The 18028-nt window shown below is 58.9% G+C and carries 20 protein-coding genes; 9 read left to right on the plus strand and 11 right to left on the minus strand.

What is annotated here, in order from left to right; translation table 11 throughout:
* The first annotated feature begins 24 nt into the window (after positions 1-24).
* Together rph and pyrE are read left to right on the plus strand one after the other, a co-directional pair.
* Complete coding sequence (gene rph, locus ACOWVD_RS23085; RefSeq protein ID WP_004931205.1) at positions 25-741, plus strand: ribonuclease PH; 717 nt, start codon at positions 25-27, stop codon at positions 739-741.
* A 96-nt stretch (positions 742-837) separates the two neighbouring features.
* Positions 838-1479 carry an orotate phosphoribosyltransferase gene (gene pyrE, locus ACOWVD_RS23090; RefSeq protein WP_004931204.1) on the plus strand — a complete coding sequence of 214 codons (642 nt, stop codon included), beginning with the start codon at positions 838-840 and terminating at the stop codon, positions 1477-1479.
* Between the two features lie 30 nt (positions 1480-1509).
* On the opposite strand, the gene slmA is transcribed toward pyrE, so the two are convergent.
* The 3 genes from slmA to coaBC form a co-directional block, all read right to left on the minus strand.
* Positions 1510-2106: a nucleoid occlusion factor SlmA gene (gene slmA, locus ACOWVD_RS23095; protein ID WP_004931203.1), complete on the minus strand. Its 597-nt coding sequence runs from the start codon at positions 2104-2106 to the stop codon at positions 1510-1512.
* A 251-nt stretch (positions 2107-2357) separates the two neighbouring features.
* On the minus strand, positions 2358-2816 hold the full coding sequence (dut, locus tag ACOWVD_RS23100) for a dUTP diphosphatase (RefSeq protein ID WP_016929680.1): 459 nt from the start codon (positions 2814-2816) through the stop codon (positions 2358-2360).
* Complete coding sequence (gene coaBC / locus ACOWVD_RS23105; RefSeq protein WP_421105791.1) at positions 2794-4011, minus strand: bifunctional phosphopantothenoylcysteine decarboxylase/phosphopantothenate--cysteine ligase CoaBC; 1218 nt, start codon at positions 4009-4011, stop codon at positions 2794-2796. Before coaBC ends, dut begins: the two co-directional genes overlap by 23 nt.
* Before the next feature lie 183 nt (positions 4012-4194).
* Here coaBC and radC point away from each other — a divergent pair, with 183 nt between their 5' ends.
* From radC to mutM, 4 genes are all read left to right on the plus strand, one after another.
* On the plus strand, positions 4195-4878 hold the full coding sequence (gene radC / locus ACOWVD_RS23110; protein ID WP_004931197.1) for a RadC family protein: 684 nt from the start codon (positions 4195-4197) through the stop codon (positions 4876-4878).
* 262 nt (positions 4879-5140) lie between these two features.
* Positions 5141-5377: a 50S ribosomal protein L28 gene (gene rpmB, locus ACOWVD_RS23115; RefSeq protein WP_004931195.1), complete on the plus strand. Its 237-nt coding sequence runs from the start codon at positions 5141-5143 to the stop codon at positions 5375-5377.
* A gap of 11 nt (positions 5378-5388) precedes the next feature.
* Positions 5389-5556, plus strand: coding sequence for a 50S ribosomal protein L33 (gene rpmG / locus ACOWVD_RS23120; RefSeq protein ID WP_002442576.1), 168 nt, complete (start codon positions 5389-5391; stop codon positions 5554-5556).
* A gap of 81 nt (positions 5557-5637) precedes the next feature.
* Positions 5638-6453 (plus strand): bifunctional DNA-formamidopyrimidine glycosylase/DNA-(apurinic or apyrimidinic site) lyase, encoded by an 816-nt coding sequence (mutM, locus tag ACOWVD_RS23125; RefSeq protein ID WP_028128080.1) that lies wholly within the window; start codon positions 5638-5640, stop codon positions 6451-6453.
* Between the two features lie 5 nt (positions 6454-6458).
* Here the strand turns inward: mutM and coaD are convergent, their stop codons facing one another.
* The 3 genes from coaD to waaA are packed head-to-tail and all read right to left on the minus strand — an operon-like array spanning position 6459 to position 8999.
* Positions 6459-6944, minus strand: coding sequence for a pantetheine-phosphate adenylyltransferase (coaD, locus tag ACOWVD_RS23130; protein WP_033631353.1), 486 nt, complete (start codon positions 6942-6944; stop codon positions 6459-6461).
* Between the two features lie 3 nt (positions 6945-6947).
* Complete coding sequence (locus ACOWVD_RS23135) at positions 6948-7721, minus strand: glycosyltransferase family 2 protein (protein ID WP_049240849.1); 774 nt, start codon at positions 7719-7721, stop codon at positions 6948-6950.
* Positions 7722-8999 (minus strand): lipid IV(A) 3-deoxy-D-manno-octulosonic acid transferase, encoded by a 1278-nt coding sequence (waaA, locus tag ACOWVD_RS23140; RefSeq protein WP_015379436.1) that lies wholly within the window; start codon positions 8997-8999, stop codon positions 7722-7724. It abuts the gene before it with no gap.
* A gap of 125 nt (positions 9000-9124) precedes the next feature.
* Here waaA and ACOWVD_RS23145 point away from each other — a divergent pair, with 125 nt between their 5' ends.
* Positions 9125-10138, plus strand: coding sequence for a glycosyltransferase family 9 protein (locus ACOWVD_RS23145; RefSeq protein WP_060557971.1), 1014 nt, complete (start codon positions 9125-9127; stop codon positions 10136-10138).
* Positions 10139-10182: 44 nt separating this feature from the next.
* On the opposite strand, the gene ACOWVD_RS23150 is transcribed toward ACOWVD_RS23145, so the two are convergent.
* Genes ACOWVD_RS23150 through rfaQ form a run of 3 tightly spaced genes read right to left on the minus strand, consistent with a single transcriptional unit; the run spans position 10183 to position 13492 of the window.
* Complete coding sequence (locus ACOWVD_RS23150) at positions 10183-11283, minus strand: glycosyltransferase (RefSeq protein WP_197800729.1); 1101 nt, start codon at positions 11281-11283, stop codon at positions 10183-10185.
* A gap of 2 nt (positions 11284-11285) precedes the next feature.
* Positions 11286-12413, minus strand: coding sequence for a glycosyltransferase family 4 protein (locus ACOWVD_RS23155; protein ID WP_274865000.1), 1128 nt, complete (start codon positions 12411-12413; stop codon positions 11286-11288).
* Positions 12410-13492 (minus strand): putative lipopolysaccharide heptosyltransferase III, encoded by a 1083-nt coding sequence (gene rfaQ / locus ACOWVD_RS23160; protein WP_421105792.1) that lies wholly within the window; start codon positions 13490-13492, stop codon positions 12410-12412. The genes ACOWVD_RS23155 and rfaQ overlap by 4 nt, the downstream gene beginning before the upstream one ends.
* 210 nt (positions 13493-13702) lie before the next feature.
* Between rfaQ and ACOWVD_RS23165 the strand changes: the two genes are divergently transcribed.
* On the plus strand, positions 13703-14659 hold the full coding sequence (locus tag ACOWVD_RS23165; protein WP_075684474.1) for a polysaccharide deacetylase family protein: 957 nt from the start codon (positions 13703-13705) through the stop codon (positions 14657-14659).
* An 8-nt stretch (positions 14660-14667) separates the two neighbouring features.
* Complete coding sequence (locus ACOWVD_RS23170) at positions 14668-15762, plus strand: glycosyltransferase family 9 protein (RefSeq protein WP_004931167.1); 1095 nt, start codon at positions 14668-14670, stop codon at positions 15760-15762.
* Positions 15763-15798: 36 nt separating this feature from the next.
* Here the strand turns inward: ACOWVD_RS23170 and ACOWVD_RS23175 are convergent, their stop codons facing one another.
* Positions 15799-16776 (minus strand): glycosyltransferase, encoded by a 978-nt coding sequence (locus tag ACOWVD_RS23175; protein ID WP_164095860.1) that lies wholly within the window; start codon positions 16774-16776, stop codon positions 15799-15801.
* Complete coding sequence (locus ACOWVD_RS23180) at positions 16773-18014, minus strand: O-antigen ligase family protein (RefSeq protein WP_049240836.1); 1242 nt, start codon at positions 18012-18014, stop codon at positions 16773-16775. The genes ACOWVD_RS23175 and ACOWVD_RS23180 overlap by 4 nt, the downstream gene beginning before the upstream one ends.
* Positions 18015-18028 lie beyond the last annotated feature (14 nt).

An 18028-nucleotide genomic window follows, 5' to 3' on the forward strand; every position in this document is an offset into this window, starting at 1 on the left:
TTGATTTGAAGCCGGAGAGAGCCCATGCGTCCTGCAGGCAGAGCACCACAGCAAGTTCGCCCCCTGACACTGACCCGTCACTATACTAAACACGCTGAAGGTTCAGTGCTGGTTGAGTTTGGCGATACCAAAGTCTTGTGCACCGCCACGGTAGAAGAGGGCGTTCCGCGCTTCCTGAAAGGCCAGGGGCAAGGTTGGATCACCGCCGAGTACGGCATGCTGCCGCGTTCCACCCACAGCCGCAACGCCCGTGAAGCCGCCAAAGGCAAGCAGGGCGGCCGCACGCTGGAGATCCAGCGCCTGATCGCCCGCTCGCTGCGCGCCGCGGTGGATCTGAAAAAGCTCGGTGAATTCACCATCACCCTCGACTGCGACGTACTGCAGGCCGACGGCGGTACCCGCACTGCCTCCATCTCCGGCGCCTGCGTGGCGCTGGCCGATGCGCTGAACACCCTGGTGGCTAACGGCAAGCTGAAAGCTAACCCGATGAAGGGGATGGTGGCGGCGGTTTCCGTCGGCATCGTCAATGGCGAAGCGCTGTGCGATCTGGAGTATGTGGAAGATTCCGCGGCGGAAACCGACATGAACGTGGTGATGATGGAAGACGGCCGCATGATTGAAGTGCAGGGCACCGCCGAAGGCGAGCCGTTCAGCCACGATGAGCTGTTGGCGCTATTGGCGCTGGCCCGAGGGGGCATCGAAACCATCTTCCAGGCGCAGAAAGCGGCGCTGGTGGACTGATTTTTCAAGGCGACTGAGAAGTCGCCTTTTTTATGCCCGGCGATCGGGCGGTAGTAATGACAAGACCCAAGCAGATTCAGACGAGGAGAAGCAGTAATGAAAGCCTATCAGCGCCAGTTCATCGAGTTCGCGCTTAACAAGCAGGTATTGAAGTTCGGCGAGTTCACCCTGAAATCCGGCCGCACCAGCCCGTATTTCTTCAACGCCGGCCTGTTTAATACTGGGCGCGATCTTGCGCTGTTGGGGCGCTTCTACGCCGAAGCCCTGATGGATTCCGGCATCGATTTCGACCTGCTGTTTGGCCCGGCCTATAAAGGCATTCCTATCGCCACCACCACGGCGGTGGCGCTGGCGGAACACCATGAGCGCGACGTGCCTTACTGCTTTAACCGCAAGGAAGCCAAGACCCATGGCGAAGGCGGTTCGCTGGTGGGCAGCCCGCTGCAGGGGCGCGTGATGCTGGTGGACGATGTGATCACCGCCGGCACCGCGATCCGCGAGTCGATGGAAATCATCGGCGCCAGCGGCGCTTCGCTGGCGGGCGTGCTGATCTCCCTCGACCGTCAAGAACGCGGCCGCGCGGATATCTCCGCCATCCAGGAAGTGGAACGCGACTATCACTGCAAGGTGATTTCGATCGTGACGCTGAAAGACCTGATTGCCTACCTGGAAGAGAAACCGGAGATGGCGGACCACCTGGCGGCGGTGCGCGCTTACCGCGAGCAGTACGGGGTGTAAGTAAAACGCCGGGCATGCCCGGCGTTATCGTTATTGCAACTGTGCTGCCAAGAGCGGCCAGCGGGCGTCGAATTCCTGCGTGGGACGATAGCGGAATTCCGAACGCACATAGCGCGACAACATGCCTTCGCAGAAGGCCAGCAGCTGGCTGGCCAGCAGCGTTTCATCGACGATAAAGCCTTTGCCTTCGCGCAATTTGCGCTCTTTCAACACCTGGCGCAGCTGCGCCTCGATGCGTTCGAACAGCTGGTTGATGCGGCCCTGCAGGCGATCCTGTTCAAACATCAGCGCGTGGCCGGTCATGATGCGCGTCAGCCCCGGGTTGCGTTCCGCAAAGCCCAGAATCAGCAGCAAAATCAGGCGCAGACGATTAAACGTCTCTTTCTCGTCCTGCAAGATCAGGTTGATGCGGGTGATCAGGCTGTCTTCGATAAACTCGATCAGACTGTCGAACATCCGTGTCTTGCTGGGGAAATGCCGGTACAGCGCAGCTTCAGAAACACCCACGTTCGCGGCGAGCTTGGCGGTGGTGATGCGTTGGCTGCCGTCGCTGGATTCCAGCATCTGGGCTAACGCCTGCAATATTTCCTCGCGCCGATTCCTTTTCGTCTTTTCTTTTTCTGCCATGTCTGATTAGACCCTTGCTAAAACTTAACTGACGGAAACCCGGGCACCGGCCGCTGCAGAGCAGGCTCTGTGCGGCTTATGTGATAGCTTTTTTACGATGCTGGGGTCAGCGGCCTTAACGGCCTTTTTCCGCGCTGCCTGGTGTGCGCTGCAATTGTCGCGGTAAAACCTTGCCGCAGAGACATCCTTCTCCCCGGAAAGGCAAGGTTCAGGCGACGTTTCCCTGCCGGCCATCGTACATTGGGTAGCGCTTAGTGGCGCCCCGAGTGGCCGAAGCCGCCTTCGCCGCGTTCGCTGCTGTCGAACTCTTCCACCAGGTTGAATTCGGCCTGCACCACCGGCACGAAGACCATCTGCGCGATGCGTTCACCCGGCTCGATGGTGAAGTGCTTCTGGCCGCGGTTCCAGACGGACACCATCAGCTGGCCCTGATAATCGGAGTCTATCAGGCCGACCAGATTGCCCAGCACGACGCCGTGCTTATGGCCCAGGCCTGAGCGCGGCAGGATCACCGCCGCCAGGCCGGCGTCGGCGATATGGATCGCGAGACCGGTAGGCAGCAGCGTGGTTTCACCCGGCGCCAGCTCCACCGCGCTGTCCAGGCAGGCGCGCAGGTCGAGACCGGCGGAGCCCGGAGTGGCGTAGGTCGGTAGCGGGAAATCCTGACCGATGCGCGGGTCGAGGATCTTAACGTCGATTTTTTTCATCATAACGGCTGACTATCTCGTCTATTAAACGTTGGCCAAGGAGTGCCTTGTCGCTCAGCGCCAGGCGTTTCTCTCCATCCTGCCAAAAAAGATGCAGGGCATTGGTGTCGCTGTTGAACCCGTGCTCTGCAAGCGATACATCGTTAGCGCAAATCAAATCCAGCTTCTTACGCGCCAGTTTTTGCCGCGCGTATTCTTCCACATTCTGGGTTTCGGCGGCAAACCCCACGACAAACGGTCGATTTTTGGTCATCGCCGCCACGCCGGCGACGATATCGGGGTTTTTTACCATCTTGAGGACGATTTCATCACCCTGTTTTTTTATTTTTTCATCGGCGATCCGCTCGGGGCGGTAGTCGGCTACGGCGGCGCAGGAGATGAAAATCTGCTGCTGAGCGGCGCGTTGTTGCACCGCCTGTTCCATCTCCAGTGCGCTGGTGACGTCCACACGTGTGACCTTTGGCGGCGTCGGCTGGCTCACCGGCCCGGCGATCAGCGTCACCTGCGCGCCGCGGGCGGCGGCGGCGCGGGCGATGGCGAAGCCCATTTTGCCGGAGCTGTGATTGCTGATGAAACGCACCGGATCCAACGCTTCACGCGTCGGGCCGGCGGTGATCATAACCTGCAAATGTTGCAGATCCTGCGTGACAGAGAAATGGCCGTTCGCCAGTTCGACGATGTCCAGCGGATCCAGCATGCGGCCCGGGCCGACGTCGCCGCAGGCCTGGCTGCCGCTGTCCGGTCCCCAGAGCAGCATGCCGCGCGCCTGCAGCGTTTGCAGGTTGGCCTGCGTGGCGGCGGCGCGATACATCTGCTGGTTCATGGCGGGCGCGGCGGCGATAGGTGCGTCGGTCGCCAGGCAGACGGTGGTCAGCAGATCGTTGGCCATGCCGGCGGCGACGCGCGCCAGCAGATCGGCGGTCGCCGGCGCCAGAATCACCAGATCCGCCCATTTGCCGAGCTCGATGTGGCCCATGGCGGCTTCGGCGGCGGGATCCAACAGATCGTCGGACACCGGATGGCCGGAAACGGCCTGCAGCGTCAGCGGCGTAATGAACGCCTTGGCGGCGTTGGTCATCACCACGCGCACTTCCGCGCCCCTGTCGCGCAGGCGGCGCACCAGCTCTGGGCATTTGTAGGCGGCGATGCCGCCGCTGATGCCAAGCACAATATGTTTGCCGGAAAGTCCCGTCATCATCATTGTCCGATTGAAAGCCGAAAGATGCGCCATTTTAGCATATCCGCCGTTCAGGTGAGCGATTCCGCAATGGCTGCAGGGCGTTACATTGTGCTTTGCGAAACACTTCGCAATGTTATCAAACACCTGTCGAACGCGTCGGGTGGCGCATGGCATGCTGTAGCCCTTTCAGGGAGGAACACGATGAGCAACCCGATTGTGGCGTGCTGGCCGGGCGCGTTGGCGCCGCGTGAAAAACTGTTGATGCAGGGGGCGGCGTCGCTGTCTGACGCAGAGCTGTTGGCCATTTTCTTGCGCACCGGGTTGCCCGGCGTGCATGTGATGCAGTTGGCGGAGCAACTGCTGCGCCGGTTCGGCTCGCTTTATCACCTGATGTCGGCCGATCATCAGGCTTTTTGCAGCCAAAAAGGCCTGGGCGACGCCAGCTATACCCAACTGCAGGCGATTGCCGAGCTGGCGCTGCGCTTCTTTTCCAGCCACTTGTCGCAGGAAAACGCCATGCTCAACCCGCGCGTCACCCAGCATTATCTGCAAAGCCTGCTGGCGCATCGCGAGCGAGAGGTCTTTTTGGTATTGTTTTTAGACAATCAGCATCGGGTTATTCGCCATCAGGAGATGTTTGCTGGTACCATCAGCAGCGTCGTCGTCTACCCGAGAGAAATTGTGCGTGAAGCGTTGAAGGCTAATGCCGCCGCGCTGATTCTCGCGCATAATCACCCTTCGGGTAAGGCTGAACCCAGTCATGCCGACCGTTTAATAACGGAACAGGTGGTGAAAGCCTGTCAGTTATTGGAGATCCGAGTGCTTGATCATTTGGTGATCGGTCGGGGTGAATGCGTCTCTTTTGCCGAGCGCGGATGGCTTTAAGCGATTTTTTCGCGATCCTTGTGGGATCTTTAGCTGTTCGGGACTTGAGCACTTACGCTTCAGAGCGTATACTACGCCACCTTTGAGAATCTTGGGTTTGGCGCAAGAGCCTATCTCAGCAGGTTTCTGACCTGATGTGTGGTTTCTACCTGATGACGAGAGTCTCCTCAGTATGAAGTTTGCTGAGATGGGCTCTAAAAGCCTGACGAGGCGGCCATACCCTATACGAAGCTCGAGCTGATTTGATTTTTGGAGAATAGACATGTCCCGAGTCTGCCAAGTTACTGGCAAGCGCCCGGTGAGCGGTAACAACCGTTCCCACGCAATGAACGCGACCAAACGCCGTTTTCTGCCTAACCTGCACTCACACCGTTTTTGGGTTGAGGCTGAGAAGCGCTTTGTAACTCTGCGTGTATCTGCTAAAGGTATGCGTGTTATCGATAAGAAGGGTATTGAGACGGTTCTGGCCGATCTGCGTGCCCGTGGTGAGAAGTATTAAGGAACTGAATCATGGCTAAAGGTGTTCGCGAGAAGATCAAGCTGGTTTCTTCTGCTGGTACTGGTCACTTCTATACCACCACGAAGAACAAGCGTACTAAGCCGGAAAAATTGGAACTGAAGAAATTCGATCCAGTTGTCCGTCAGCACGTAGTATACAAAGAAGCTAAAATTAAATAATTTTAGTGGATTAATGAAAAACCCGGCCTTGGCCGGGTTTTTTGTTTTATAAAGGGTAGAAAACGTCGGAGGGGAAGCCAGATGCCTGAATTACCGGAAGTTGAGACGAGCAGACGCGGTATAGAGCCTTATCTTGTCGGCCACAGCATTCAGTATGCGGTGGTGCGCAACGCGCGCCTGCGCTGGCCGGTTTCCGAGCAGATCCTAACGCTGAGCGATCGGCCGGTGCTCAGCGTGCAGCGCCGGGCCAAATACCTGCTGATCGAGCTGGAGAACGGTTGGATTATCGTGCACCTGGGCATGTCGGGCAGCCTGCGCATGCTGCGCGAGGAAAACGAAGACGAAGCCGGCAAACACGACCACGTCGATCTGGTGATCAGCAACGGCATGATCCTGCGCTATACCGATCCGCGCCGTTTCGGCGCCTGGCTGTGGTGCGAAGACCTGGCGACCAGCAGCGTGTTGGCGCATCTGGGGCCGGAACCGCTGAGCGAAGCGTTCAACGGCGATTACCTGTATGAAAAATCACGCAATAAGCGCACGCTGATCAAACCGTGGCTGATGGATAACAAGTTGGTGGTCGGCGTTGGTAACATTTACGCCAGCGAATCGCTGTTCAGCGCCGGGATCCTGCCCGATCGTCCGGCGGGATCCTTGAGCAAAGCCGAAGCGGAACTGCTGGCGAAGACCATCAAGGCGGTGTTGCAGCGCTCTATCGAGCAGGGCGGCACGACATTGCGCGACTTTTTGCAGTCGGATGGCAAACCGGGGTATTTCGCGCAGGAGTTGCAGGTTTACGGCCGGGCGGGAGAACCGTGCCGCGCGTGCGGCACGCCGATCGAATCTGCCAAGCACGGGCAGCGCAGCACCTTCTTTTGCCGCCGCTGCCAGCGCTGAGCCGATCACTCGGCGGCGAGCTTCGCCATCAGCGCCTGGGTGACCACATCGGGCAGGAAAGGCGCGATATCGCCGCCGTGGCGGGCGACCTCCTTCACCAGTGAGGAGGAGATGAACGACCACTCTTCGGAAGGCATCAGAAATACGCTTTCCAGCGTTGGCATCAAATGGCGGTTCATGTTCGCCAGCTGCAATTCATATTCAAAGTCAGACACCGCACGCAGGCCACGCACCAGGATATTGGCATTCTGGTGCGCGGCGAAGTGTGCCATCAGTTCGCTGAAGCCCAGTACCTCAACATTGCCCAGATGTGAGGTGACCTGCGTCGCTAACGCCACGCGCTCATCCAGGCTGAACAGCGGTTTTTTGCTCGGGCTGGCGGCGATGGCCAGAATGACGTGATCGAACATTAGCGACGCGCGCGTCACTAAATCCAGGTGGCCGTTGGTCATGGGATCGAACGTCCCGGGATAGATGGCTTTGCTGGTCATGATTCACTTCTCTGAGTAGTTGCGGCCCAATGCCCATAATGCGGCATATTTATTGAAGGTATATTGCGCGTTGACCACCGCTAACAGCAACCCCTGTTTGCCATCCAGGAAGCCGGCGCGCAGCAGCCAGGTTTTGACGAAGGCGCCGAGCGTGTGGGTCAAGATGGACAAATAGCCGCAACGCTTGCCGGCCCGGTGGCGCTGGGTGGCCCACTCTTCGGCGTAGCGCAGCTGTTTGCGCTGGAAGGCGAAGAAATCGCGGCAGGTCAGGTGCAGCATATCGCCGCTGAGGGGGATCACTTTGGCGTCGCCGATGTTCAGCGACTCGTGCACCAGATCGTCGTTATAGCGATAGCGTTGGTTGGCGTACAGGCGGTTGACGCGGTCGGGATACCAGCCGCTGTGGCGCATGAAGCGGCCGAGGAACAGGTTGCGCCGCGCGCAGCTGTAGACGGCGCCGTCCTCCGGCGCGTTCAACACCTGTTCGATAGATTGCCGCAGCTCGGGTGTAACGCGTTCGTCGGCGTCGATCATCAAAACGTAGTCATGGCTGGCGTAGCTTTGCGCCAGCTGACGCTGCTTGCCAAACCCTTGCCAGTCGGTGTGGGTGAAGACTTTGGCGCCCAGGCTTTCGGCGACGGCGACGCTGTCGTCTTCGCTGCCGGAGTCCAGCACAATGATTTCATCGGCCCACTCGACCGAGCGCAGGCAGTCCGGCAACAGCCCGGCTTCGTTTTTGGCGATCATCACCACCGACAGGCTTTTGCGGCTGCTCATTCAGTGACTCCGGGGCGGCAGGTGCGGTTCCAGCAGCTGCAGCAGGCGCTGCAACGCTCCCTGATTCTGATACAGCACTTCCACCGCATGGCGGCCGTAGTAACGACGGTAGTCTTCGTCGGTCAGCAGGGTTGCCACTTCCTTCACCAGCGAATCGACATCGGTCACGGTGATCAGGCCTTCGGCTTGGGAGAGCTTGGCGCAGATGTCTTTAAAGTTGAAAGTATGCGGGCCCATCAACACCGGGATGGCGTGCGCGGCGGCTTCCAGCGGGTTGTGACCGCCGCGTTCCACCAGGCTGCCGCCGACAAAGGCCAGATCGGCGATGCCGTACAGCAGCATCAGTTCGCCCATGGTATCGCCGATCACCACCTGGGTGCTGCCGGACGGGATTTCGCCGCTGCTGCGCAGGGTGTAACTGAAGCCGGCCTTCTGCACCAGCTCTTTGGCTGTCGGGAAGCGTTCCGGGTGACGCGGCACCAGGATCAGCAGCAGGTCAGGGTGTTTTTCCAGCAGCTTGCGGTGCGCTTCCAGCAGGATGGTTTCTTCACCGTCATGGGTGCTGGTGGCGATCCACACCGGGCGGCGCGGCGCCCATTGGCGGCGCAATGTAACGGCGCGGGCGGCCAGCTCCGGGGTGACGGAGATATCGAATTTCAGGCTGCCGGTTACGGCCAGCTGCGAGCGTTTCAGGCCCAGTTCGATAAATCGATCGCCATCTTCCTGGTTCTGTGCGGCGATCAGCGTGATGCGGCGCAGCATATCGCGCATGAATCCGCCAATTTTCTTATAGCCGGCGGCGGAGCGGGCCGACAGACGCGCATTGGCGATCACCAGGGGGATTTGCCGCTGATGCAGCGCGTTGATCAGGTTAGGCCATAGCTCGGTTTCCATGATGATCACCAGCTTGGGATTCACCTGGTCGAGGAAGCGGTTCATGGCGCCGGGCAGATCGTAGGGCAGATAGACATGATGCACGTCTTTGCCAAAAGCGGACTGGACGCGTTCTGAACCTGTCGGGGTCATTGTGGTCACAGTTATCGGCAAAGCGGGGTAACGATGGCGCAGCGCCCGCACCAGCGGGATGGCCGCCAGCGTTTCGCCGACGGAGACGGAATGCAGCATGATGCCGCCTGGCACGACTTTCCCGGCGCAGAAGCCATAGCGTTCCGCCCAGCGTTTACGGTAGGCTGGAGCTTTGCGGCTGCGCAGCAGTAAGCGGAGCCAGATCAGGGGTTGGATGAGGTAGAGTAGTACCTGATATAAACGCAGCAACATTCTATCAATTTCATTTATATGGGTTATTCGGAATAGTACCATAACTGGAAGGGAAAGGCGCTAATTTGGTAACCTTGGGTGTCAGTTTCAGACAACCGGCGAGCGATTTCGCCGACAGGCTCGGAATGAAGAATATTTTAATTATTCGCCGCGACAACATCGGCGATCTTGTTTGCACCACGCCCTTGATTGAGGGGGTGAAAATTGCCTATCCGGACGCAAAAGTTTATCTGCTGATCAATAAAGTCAGCCAGGATGTTGTTAAAAACAATCCTCATCTCGAGAAAGTCTTTGTCTATAAAAAGGCCAAGCACAAGGCGAAAAATGAGACCACGTTGGGCGTTTATTTTGAACGCATGATGATCTTCCTGAAGCTGCGCAAAATAAAGTTCGATGCGGTTATTCTGGCCAACCCGGTGCCTTGCAAATACAGCCTGCGTCTAGCGAAAATGGCCGGGGCCACCCATATCATCGGCGCCGATCTGGGCACGAAAGATATTCATCGCCCGTTCCGCAAGGACGATTTCCGCGGCCTCCATCAGGTCGAGCACACCTACAGCTATTTATCGGCGATAACCGATCAATCCATTCCGATCCCGCCGGTGCGGGTGTTTCTGGCGCCTGAAGAGCGGCAATTGGCGGCGCAGCGGCGGCAGGAACGTCTGCCGCCGGTCGAGCGCGTATGCGCCGTGCACATCAGCAGCCGCAGCCCGAAACGGCGTTGGCCGGTTGAGCGCTATGCCGAAATCATCAACCGTCTGGTTGCCGATCCCCACACCGGCGTGCTGATCTTTTGGTCGCCGCAGGGCACGTTGGCACCGGACGACATCGGCGATCAGCAGCGCGCCGAACAGCTGCTGGCGCTGTGTCAAAACGAACGCGTCGCGCTTTATCCGACGGCGTCGGTGCGTGAGCTGTTGGGCGGGTTTGATTTATGTGACCGGGTGCTGTGCAGCGACGGTGGGCAGATGCATCTTGCTGCTGCGTTGAATAAGGACATGGTGGTGTTCTTTGGCGATACCGATAAAGTGTCCTGGCATCCATGGACTGGCCGCCATCATATTTTGCAAAGTGAATCGGGGCACTGTGAAGATGTTTCTGTCGATGAGGTTTGGCAGAAAATGCAGGCGCTCAACTAACGAAGAAAATAAGGCAGGCATCCCCTGCCTTATTTATTTTTTTATTATTCTTCTTTCAGCTCAATATATTGATGGCAAATAGGCTCAAGCCCATAGCTCAGCAATTGCTGTTGATTTATCTGCGGCGGGTTGGCGTAAACCTCCGCCATTTTTTCTGCCAGCGACGCTTCGTTTAATTCCGCCAGCGCGTTAGCCATGCCGGCTTTTTCCAGAATTTCCGCAGGGCCGCCCGGGCAGCGAGTGCTGACCACCGGTGTGCCGCACAGCAGCGATTCTACCAGTACGTTGCCAAACCCTTCGCTGTCGGAGCTGAGCACCAGCAGCGAGGCATGACGAATAAACGGATAGGGATTGCTCTGGAAACCGAGGAACAACACGCGCTCTGCGATGCCCAAGTCTGTCGCCAGACGTTTGACCTCGTCGACTTTGGCGTCGTCACCGGACCCGATCAAGGCCAGCGGTGCCTGAATGCCGGAGAGCGCATAGGCTTTCAACAGGCGGTCATGCCGCTTGGTGGTGTGAAAGCGGCCGACGTGCACCAGATAGCCCTGGCCGGCCAGTTCGCAAGGCGCCGCCGCCTGTTGCTGAATGGCGTCGATGTCGAACGGGTTGTTGATGACCGCCAACCGGCGCGGGCGGATCGGCAAGTTCCGCTGCAGATCGTCGCCGACCGCCTGTGAAACGGCGACGATATTTCTTCCCTGGTAAACGTTGGCGATTTTGCGTTGCTTCAGCCAGCGATCGAGACCCTTGCGGTGACCGAGGTAGGAGGTGGAGAGGATGCCGTGAATGCAGAACCACAGGCGATCCGCGGCCAACCGCTTGCTGCGGCTGACGATGCGATCGGTTTTATGCAGGTTGGAGAACACCAGATCGAACGCGCCGTGTTGGCGCTCGTGTTCGGCTATCGCGCGATCCAGCGCGGCGGCGCGGCGCGACAGCTCGGTCAGCTTGCGCCAGGGGGCACGGCTGCGATCGGCCAGCACCTGATAATCAATGCCCGGTGGAATAGAGTAATTGCAGACGTCGCGCAGCGAGATCAGACTGACGTCGTGCCCCTGTTGCTGCATGCCCTGACACAGGGTCAGCACCACTTTTTCCGCGCCGCCTCCCGGCAGGCCATCGATGATCATCAGAATACGCATAGCTAATCCAGTAACCGGTTATAGAGGGAAATCAGCTGTTCGGACAGATGCGCCGGCGTAGCCGTCATAATGCGCAATCTCGCCGCTTCGCCCATAGATGATCCCAGCGCCTGGCGCGGCAGTGCCCGAATAGCCTCCGTGATGGCTGGTACATCGAGCGCGTCGGTCACGAAGCCGTTCTGGCCTGGGGTGATAAACTCGGCGCCGCCGCAGGTGGTGCTGGTGATAACCGGCAGGCCGCACGACATCGCTTCCAGAATCACATTCGGGAACGGATCGTACAGCGTCGGCAGCAGCAGCGCGTCCGCGGCCTGATAGAACGGCAGGGTCTGCTTCTGCACGCCCATAAAGTGAATGCGATCGCCGCAGCCCAGCGACTGCGCCAGCGCCCGGTAGCGTTTTTCGGCTTTGTCTTTACCGATCACCAGGAGGTGGCTGTCGGTCGCCGCCACGGCGCGGATGGCGGCGGCCAGCCCTTTGCGCTCGAAACCGGAGCCGACGAAGATCAGGCAGTGCGCCTGTTGCGGGATCTGATATTGCTTGCGCAGACGTTGACGCTGGGCCTCGTCGGCGGGCGGGAACTTTTGATTGTCGATGGCGTTATAGATCACCGTGATCTTGTCGGCGGGCACGCCAAAGTCGGCGATGATTTCCTGCTTGATCATCTCGGCGTTGCAGATGACGGCTTTCAGCTCGGGCGCGGCGTACATGGCGCGTTCGGCGCACATCACATAGCGGTGATAGCGATTGGAGAACAGCCACTTGCGGCGCCATTCCGGCAGCAGACGCGCGCGTTGCAGCAGCCAGCGGCGGTGTACGCCGTCGCCGGCGCGATAGATGTCGCAGCCGGGAATACGTTCGTGGCTTTGCACCAGATCGAAGCGCTCTTTCTGCCACAGCGCCCTGGCCGCCACGGCGAAGCCCCGTTCGCGGCTGATGCGGCCGAGCTTTAACGGATTGCACAGGTGGATATGCCAGTTGGGATTGGCGTCGCCCTGCCATTCGCGAGTGATGACGTTCAGATCGAGATCCTGTTGCTCCAGCGCTTCCAGGGCGCGGGAAACGAAACGTTCGGCTCCGCCGTCCGGGCGGTATTTTTGGCGAACGATCGCCAAACGAAATGCTTTCATGCCAGCGTGCTCCGCGCGGCTGCAATCACCGCGTCTGTAGGAATAAGGTCGAGATATCGTTCGTCGGTGCCGGTATCGATGGCGTCCGGATCGGGCAGTTCGCCGAAGTCGCCGGCCCAGATCACGGCGCCGGTAGCTTGCCACGGCCGCCAGAAAGTCAGCTTGGAAGGGCCGAACAGCGCCACGCACGGCGTTTGCAGCGCGGCGGCCATGTGCATCGGCACCGAATCCACGCCGATAAACAGCTTGGCGTGGTCGATCAGGGCGGCCAGTTGGCTCAGCGTCAGCTGGCCGGCCAACGAGATCACGCCCTGTGGCGGGCAGAGCGCCAAAATGCGTTCTACCATGGCTTGTTCTCTGGCGTCGGGGCCGGAGGTGATCACCAGCTGGTGGCCGTCGGCCTGCAAGGCGGTGAGGGTGGCGGCCATTTTCTCTTCGCTCCAGCATTTGAAGAACCAGCGCGAGGTGGGTTGCACCACAATATAACTGCTGAAGACGCCCTGCTTCTGCAACCGTTGCTCACAAGCCTGCCAATCCTGCGGATCGTAACTCATGGTCACATGTTCATTGAGCGCGGGCAGGTTCAGCGGCGCCAGCAGCGAAAGATTCTGTTCGACGGTATGCAGGTGGGCGTGATTGTCGACCGGCACCAGCTGGGTGTGGCAATGGCGCCACAGCAAGCCGCGGCGTTTGGGGAAATCGAAGCCCAGACGGATACGCGCACCGGTCAGGCGCGTGAGGATGGCGCTGCGCCACTGATCGGCCAGGTTGACCACCAGATCGTAGCGTTGCGCCTTCAGGCGACGCAGCAGCGCCAGTTCGTGCCCCAGGTGCGCGCGGGCGCCCTGTTTTTTCCATTGACGGTCGATGGCGAACAGCGTCGACAGTTCCGGATTACTGGCCAGCATCTCCTGCGTTTCCTGATACAGCAGTACGTCGATTTGCGCCTGCGGGTAGTTTTGCCGCAGGCTGCTGATGACCGGCGTGACCAGCAGCATATCGCCGTGATGGCGCAGTTTTATGATCAAAATACGCTGTACGGATGGGGCGGAAGTTGGGGCTGGCGCGTCGTTCATCATGAGTCGCTTTCTGGGAAACCAATCTTTGATTCTAAATGACACGATCGCATGTGGCTACTGTTGCAAGGTTTTCTTGCCTGGCCGTAAAAAAATCGCCGAGCCGGGGACGAATGCGCTTCAACGTTGTCCAAACCAGGCAGCAAAGTCGTTTGCCCTGGCGAAACGGCCTGCGTAACATAGTGCATTCTGTTGATATCAGGCTCGATATTCATGACTAAACCGGCGTTTCTCATCACCATTGATACCGAAGGCGATAATCTGTGGCAAAACCACGATCGCATCGCGACCGAAAACACGCGTTTCTTGCCGCGCTTTCAGGCATTGTGCGAAAAATACGCCTTCAAACCGGTTTATCTCACCAACTATGAAATGGCGGTGGACCCGGCTTATGTCGAGTTCGCGCGCGACGTGATCGCTCGCGGCACGGGTGAAGTGGGCATGCACCTGCATGCCTGGAACAGCCCGCCGCTGACGCCGCTCACCGACGACGACTGGCGCCACAAGCCTTATTTGATCGAGTATCCCGCCGATCAGATCCGCGCCAAGGTCGATCACATGACCAAGCTGCTGGAAGACACCTTCCAGACCAAAATGCTCAGTCATCGCGCCGGCCGTTGGGCGTTCAACGAATATTATGCCTCGCTGCTGCTGGAATACGGCTATCAGGTGGACTGTTCGGTGACGCCGCGGGTCAACTGGCAGTTTTCGCCGGGCAATCCACAGGGCAACGGCGGCACAGATTATAGTCGGTTCCCGTCGCAGGCCTATTTCATCGATCCGCAGAACATCGCCAAACCGGGCGCTTCGTCGTTGCTGGAAGTGCCGATGAGTATCCAGTACAAGCACTCGGCGCTGATGAATGCCTTCAAGCAGGGCTATGACCGGCTGCGCGGCAAGCGGCGTTCGCCGTCCGTCAACTGGCTGCGGCCGAGTGGCGGCAATGTGGCCAAGATGATAAGCGTGGCTGAGACATCGCTGGCGCAGGGGCATGACTACGTCGAATTCATGCTGCACTCCTCCGAATTTATGCCGGGCGGCAGCCCGACGTTCAAAACCGAGCAGGATATCGAAGGGCTGTACCGCGATCTGGAGCAGCTGTTTGACTGGCTGCAGCAGCGCACGGTGGGCATGACGCTGGCCGAGTATTATCAACTTAAAGCGAATTAAGCACGCACATGTCGAAGAAATGGAAAATCAAGGTTGCCGACTGGTTCTTGCGGCGCTATACGGCGAAGTACGGCCGTTTTCAGGACAAGGCGACGTTCGACGGCGCCCAGCAGTTTGACAATATCGTCATCTATTCCACCACGGCGTTGGGCGACTTCATGTTCAACACGCCGGCACTGCGGGCGATGCGGGAACGCTACCCCAACGCGCACATCACGCTGGTGGTGCACAAGAAAAACCGCGAGCTGGTGGAAAACGGCCGCTATTACGATCGCGTGGTGTATTGGGACAGCAAGATCAAGACGATGCGCCCGTTGCTGAAATCGCTGCGCGAACATCAGCCGGATTTGGCGCTGATCCTGCATTCCCATCTGCCTTATGACATCATCAGCGCCGTACTGGCCGGGGCGAAGTACATTATCAGGGATAACTACAGTTCAGGCATTTGCGGGCTGGAGCCTTGGCTAACCAACTACGTCTTCCATTATTACGGCCACTTCGTGCGCCGCAAGCTGGAGCTGATTTCCATTTTGGGCTGCCGCAGCGACGATCCGACGATGGAAATTCCCGTGGATTATCAGCGCGGCGTCAAAAGCAGCGAGCATCCCACCATCGGTTTTCAGCTGGGGGCGTCAACGGAGTCGCGTTGCTGGCCGGTTGCGCACTATGCGCGGCTGGCCGATGAGCTGGTGGCGAAGCACCCAAATGTACGCATCGTGCTGATTGGCGCACCGTTTGACGACGGCAAGGCCAAACAGTTTTTGAGTCTGATCGGCCCGCAAACGCAGGCCTGCGTGGATAACCAGATCGGTAAAACGGGGCTGCAAGGTTTACTGACGTTGCTCGACAGTTTCCATGTTCTGGTTACCGGCGATACCGGGCCGTTGCATCTGGCGGTGGCGTTGAAGGTGAAAACCATCAGCCTGTTCGTGACCGCCGACTCACGTTCCACCGGGCCGATTCAGGATCCTGAACTGCACCGCATCATTCAGGTGTCTCGTACCGGCTATACGATGCCGCTGGAGGCGGAAAGCCCGATGGGGGTTATCCAGCCGCAGCGGATTTATGACGAGTTGGTCGCGCACGTGCCTTTAGCGCGCTAAAGGCGAGACGACGCATCGGCCGCCCGGCCGATGCGGTTAGTGCGGCCTGCGCCCGCGCAGCTTCGAAAGAAAGGTATCCACTCGCGCATAGCGCATCTGGCGGACTTTTTTGCCCGGCACGTCGCTGTTGCGGCAGACAGCGGCGGCGCGGCGCAGGATATGCAGCGTTGCCGGCGCGTAATGGTAATAGCCGTACACCGCCTTCGACATGCTTTTCACCTCGGAAAAGCAGTTAGCCAGCATCAGGGCGGCTAACCGGCGCAGCGGCTCATCCCCGGGATGCTGCGCCACAAAACGCAGCATCTTCTCCATGGCGAACAGCAGATCTTCAATATCTTTGGGTTTGATATTGCGGGTGATGCCCTGGCTGTTGTCCCGATAGAAGTAGAGCTCGCAGTCAAGATGGGCGATGCGGCGAGTTTTGAAATACTGAAAAGGCGTGAAAATCACGTCTTCGTAGCGCCTGCCGTCTTCGAACGCCTCCCCTTCCAGCAGCGTGCGTTTATATACCCGGCTCCAGAGATGCCACATCGAGCGTGCAAACAGCGGTTGCAGGCAGCCGAGCCCCAACTGTGAAAAGTCGTAGGCTGCGGGCTGCGCCGCGCGGTTATCCGGCGTCGACGGATGTTCGGTGAACTTCTGATAATTAAAATCGATCAGGTCATATTCACCGGCGATCAACAGGGGGCGCAGGATCGCCAGATAGTCGTCGCTCAGCAGATCGTCGCCGTCGAGAAAGGTGACATAGCGCCCGGTGGCCCGCTGTAGCCCGACGTTGCGGGCGTGCGCAATGCCGCCGTTGGCCTGTGAAGTAAGGACCGCGCGCGGATGCCGCCGCTGCGCCAGATAGTGGCTGACCAGCGCGGCGGAGGCGTCGGTGGAGCCATCGTCGATGATCACCACCTCGATATCGTCGTCAATCTGTACAAATAACGAATCCAGCGCAGCGATAACGAACGCTTCATTATTATAAAACGGCACGATAACGCTGAGCAGCGGCTGCTGAGGATTCACAAGGTGGGCTCCTGAACTGGGGGCTGTTTCGTAACGGAAAGAACGGCGGCGATCAGCGCCAGGCAGAACATGACGGTGCCTTCCGTGCTGAAGAAGATGACGTCGCTCAGGCCGTAAACGAACAGGCTGGCGCTGACGCTCAGCAGTAACGCGTTGCGCTGCGGCCGGAACGAAGAGAAGAGCAGGCCGGCGTAGAGCGCCAGCAGCAGCAGTACGCCCCAGACGCCCTTGAGCGAGTAGGTTTCCAGCAGTTCGTTGTGCAGGTGGACGTTGATGTAGGGCATGACGCCGTACAGATGTGGCTGCTGCGCGACGATGGCGCGGATCTCTTCACCGCGTTGTTCGGCGGATTGGCCCCAAGGCGCTTGTGAACCGGTACGCCATGCCAGCGTTTGCATCGACAGCCGGGAAATGATCGAGTTATCCGTTTGTGGCTGATCCATCAGGCGCATGTCGGTCTCAAAGGCCTGGATGCGTTCTTCTATCTGCGTCTTGAACGCCAGACCGCAGGCTATGAGCAGCAGCGGCACTGAGGCCACCAACGCGAGCTTGTGTTTTCTGGAAACCAGCTGCTTGGTCGCCAACAGCGACAGGCAGACCGCTGCCGGGTAGACCAACATGGCCGCGCGCGTGCCGGTGAGCACCAGCGCAGAGAAGGACAGCAGGAACGCCGTGATATATAACGCCAGACGGTAGCGGGTGCGCAGCATCAGGATGGCCTGCATCATGACCAGATCGAGGGCGGTCATCAGGTAGGCCGCGATCGTGGCGCGATCGAAGTTGAGCTCTACGCGCGGGATATCCAGCCGCAGCCCCTGATAGAGTGAATAACCGTTGATCGCCAGACCGGTGGCGAGGGCTACGACAACGAGCAGGCGCTGCACGCACAGGCGTTCATTAAGCGCGATCAGTAAGATGAAAGCGGTCGCGAGTTGGAGCTTGCCGGTCGACATGTAAGAGCGGTAAATGTTGATGTAATCACCCGGCTGTTTGAAGTGGTGCATCCAGAGGATGGTTCCCATGCCTACGCTGAACATCAGCGCGGGCAACAGCAGATTTTTAACGTTGCTGAAGTAGTAGCGCGGGTACAGGCAAACGGCGATAAAGGCGATGTAGCTGGAAATATAAAACAGATTGCGTCCGGTCGCAGAACCGAAAGGAATAGTGCAAAAAGCGATGGCGCACCCCAGATAGATCAGATAGCTGAAGGCAGGGTGCGGTGTTCTGTGTTTTAGCATCGGGCGTGTTTTCC

The organism is Serratia sp. SA088 (assembly GCF_049065515.1).
GTDB classification, from domain to species: Bacteria; Pseudomonadota; Gammaproteobacteria; order Enterobacterales; family Enterobacteriaceae; genus Serratia; species Serratia nematodiphila.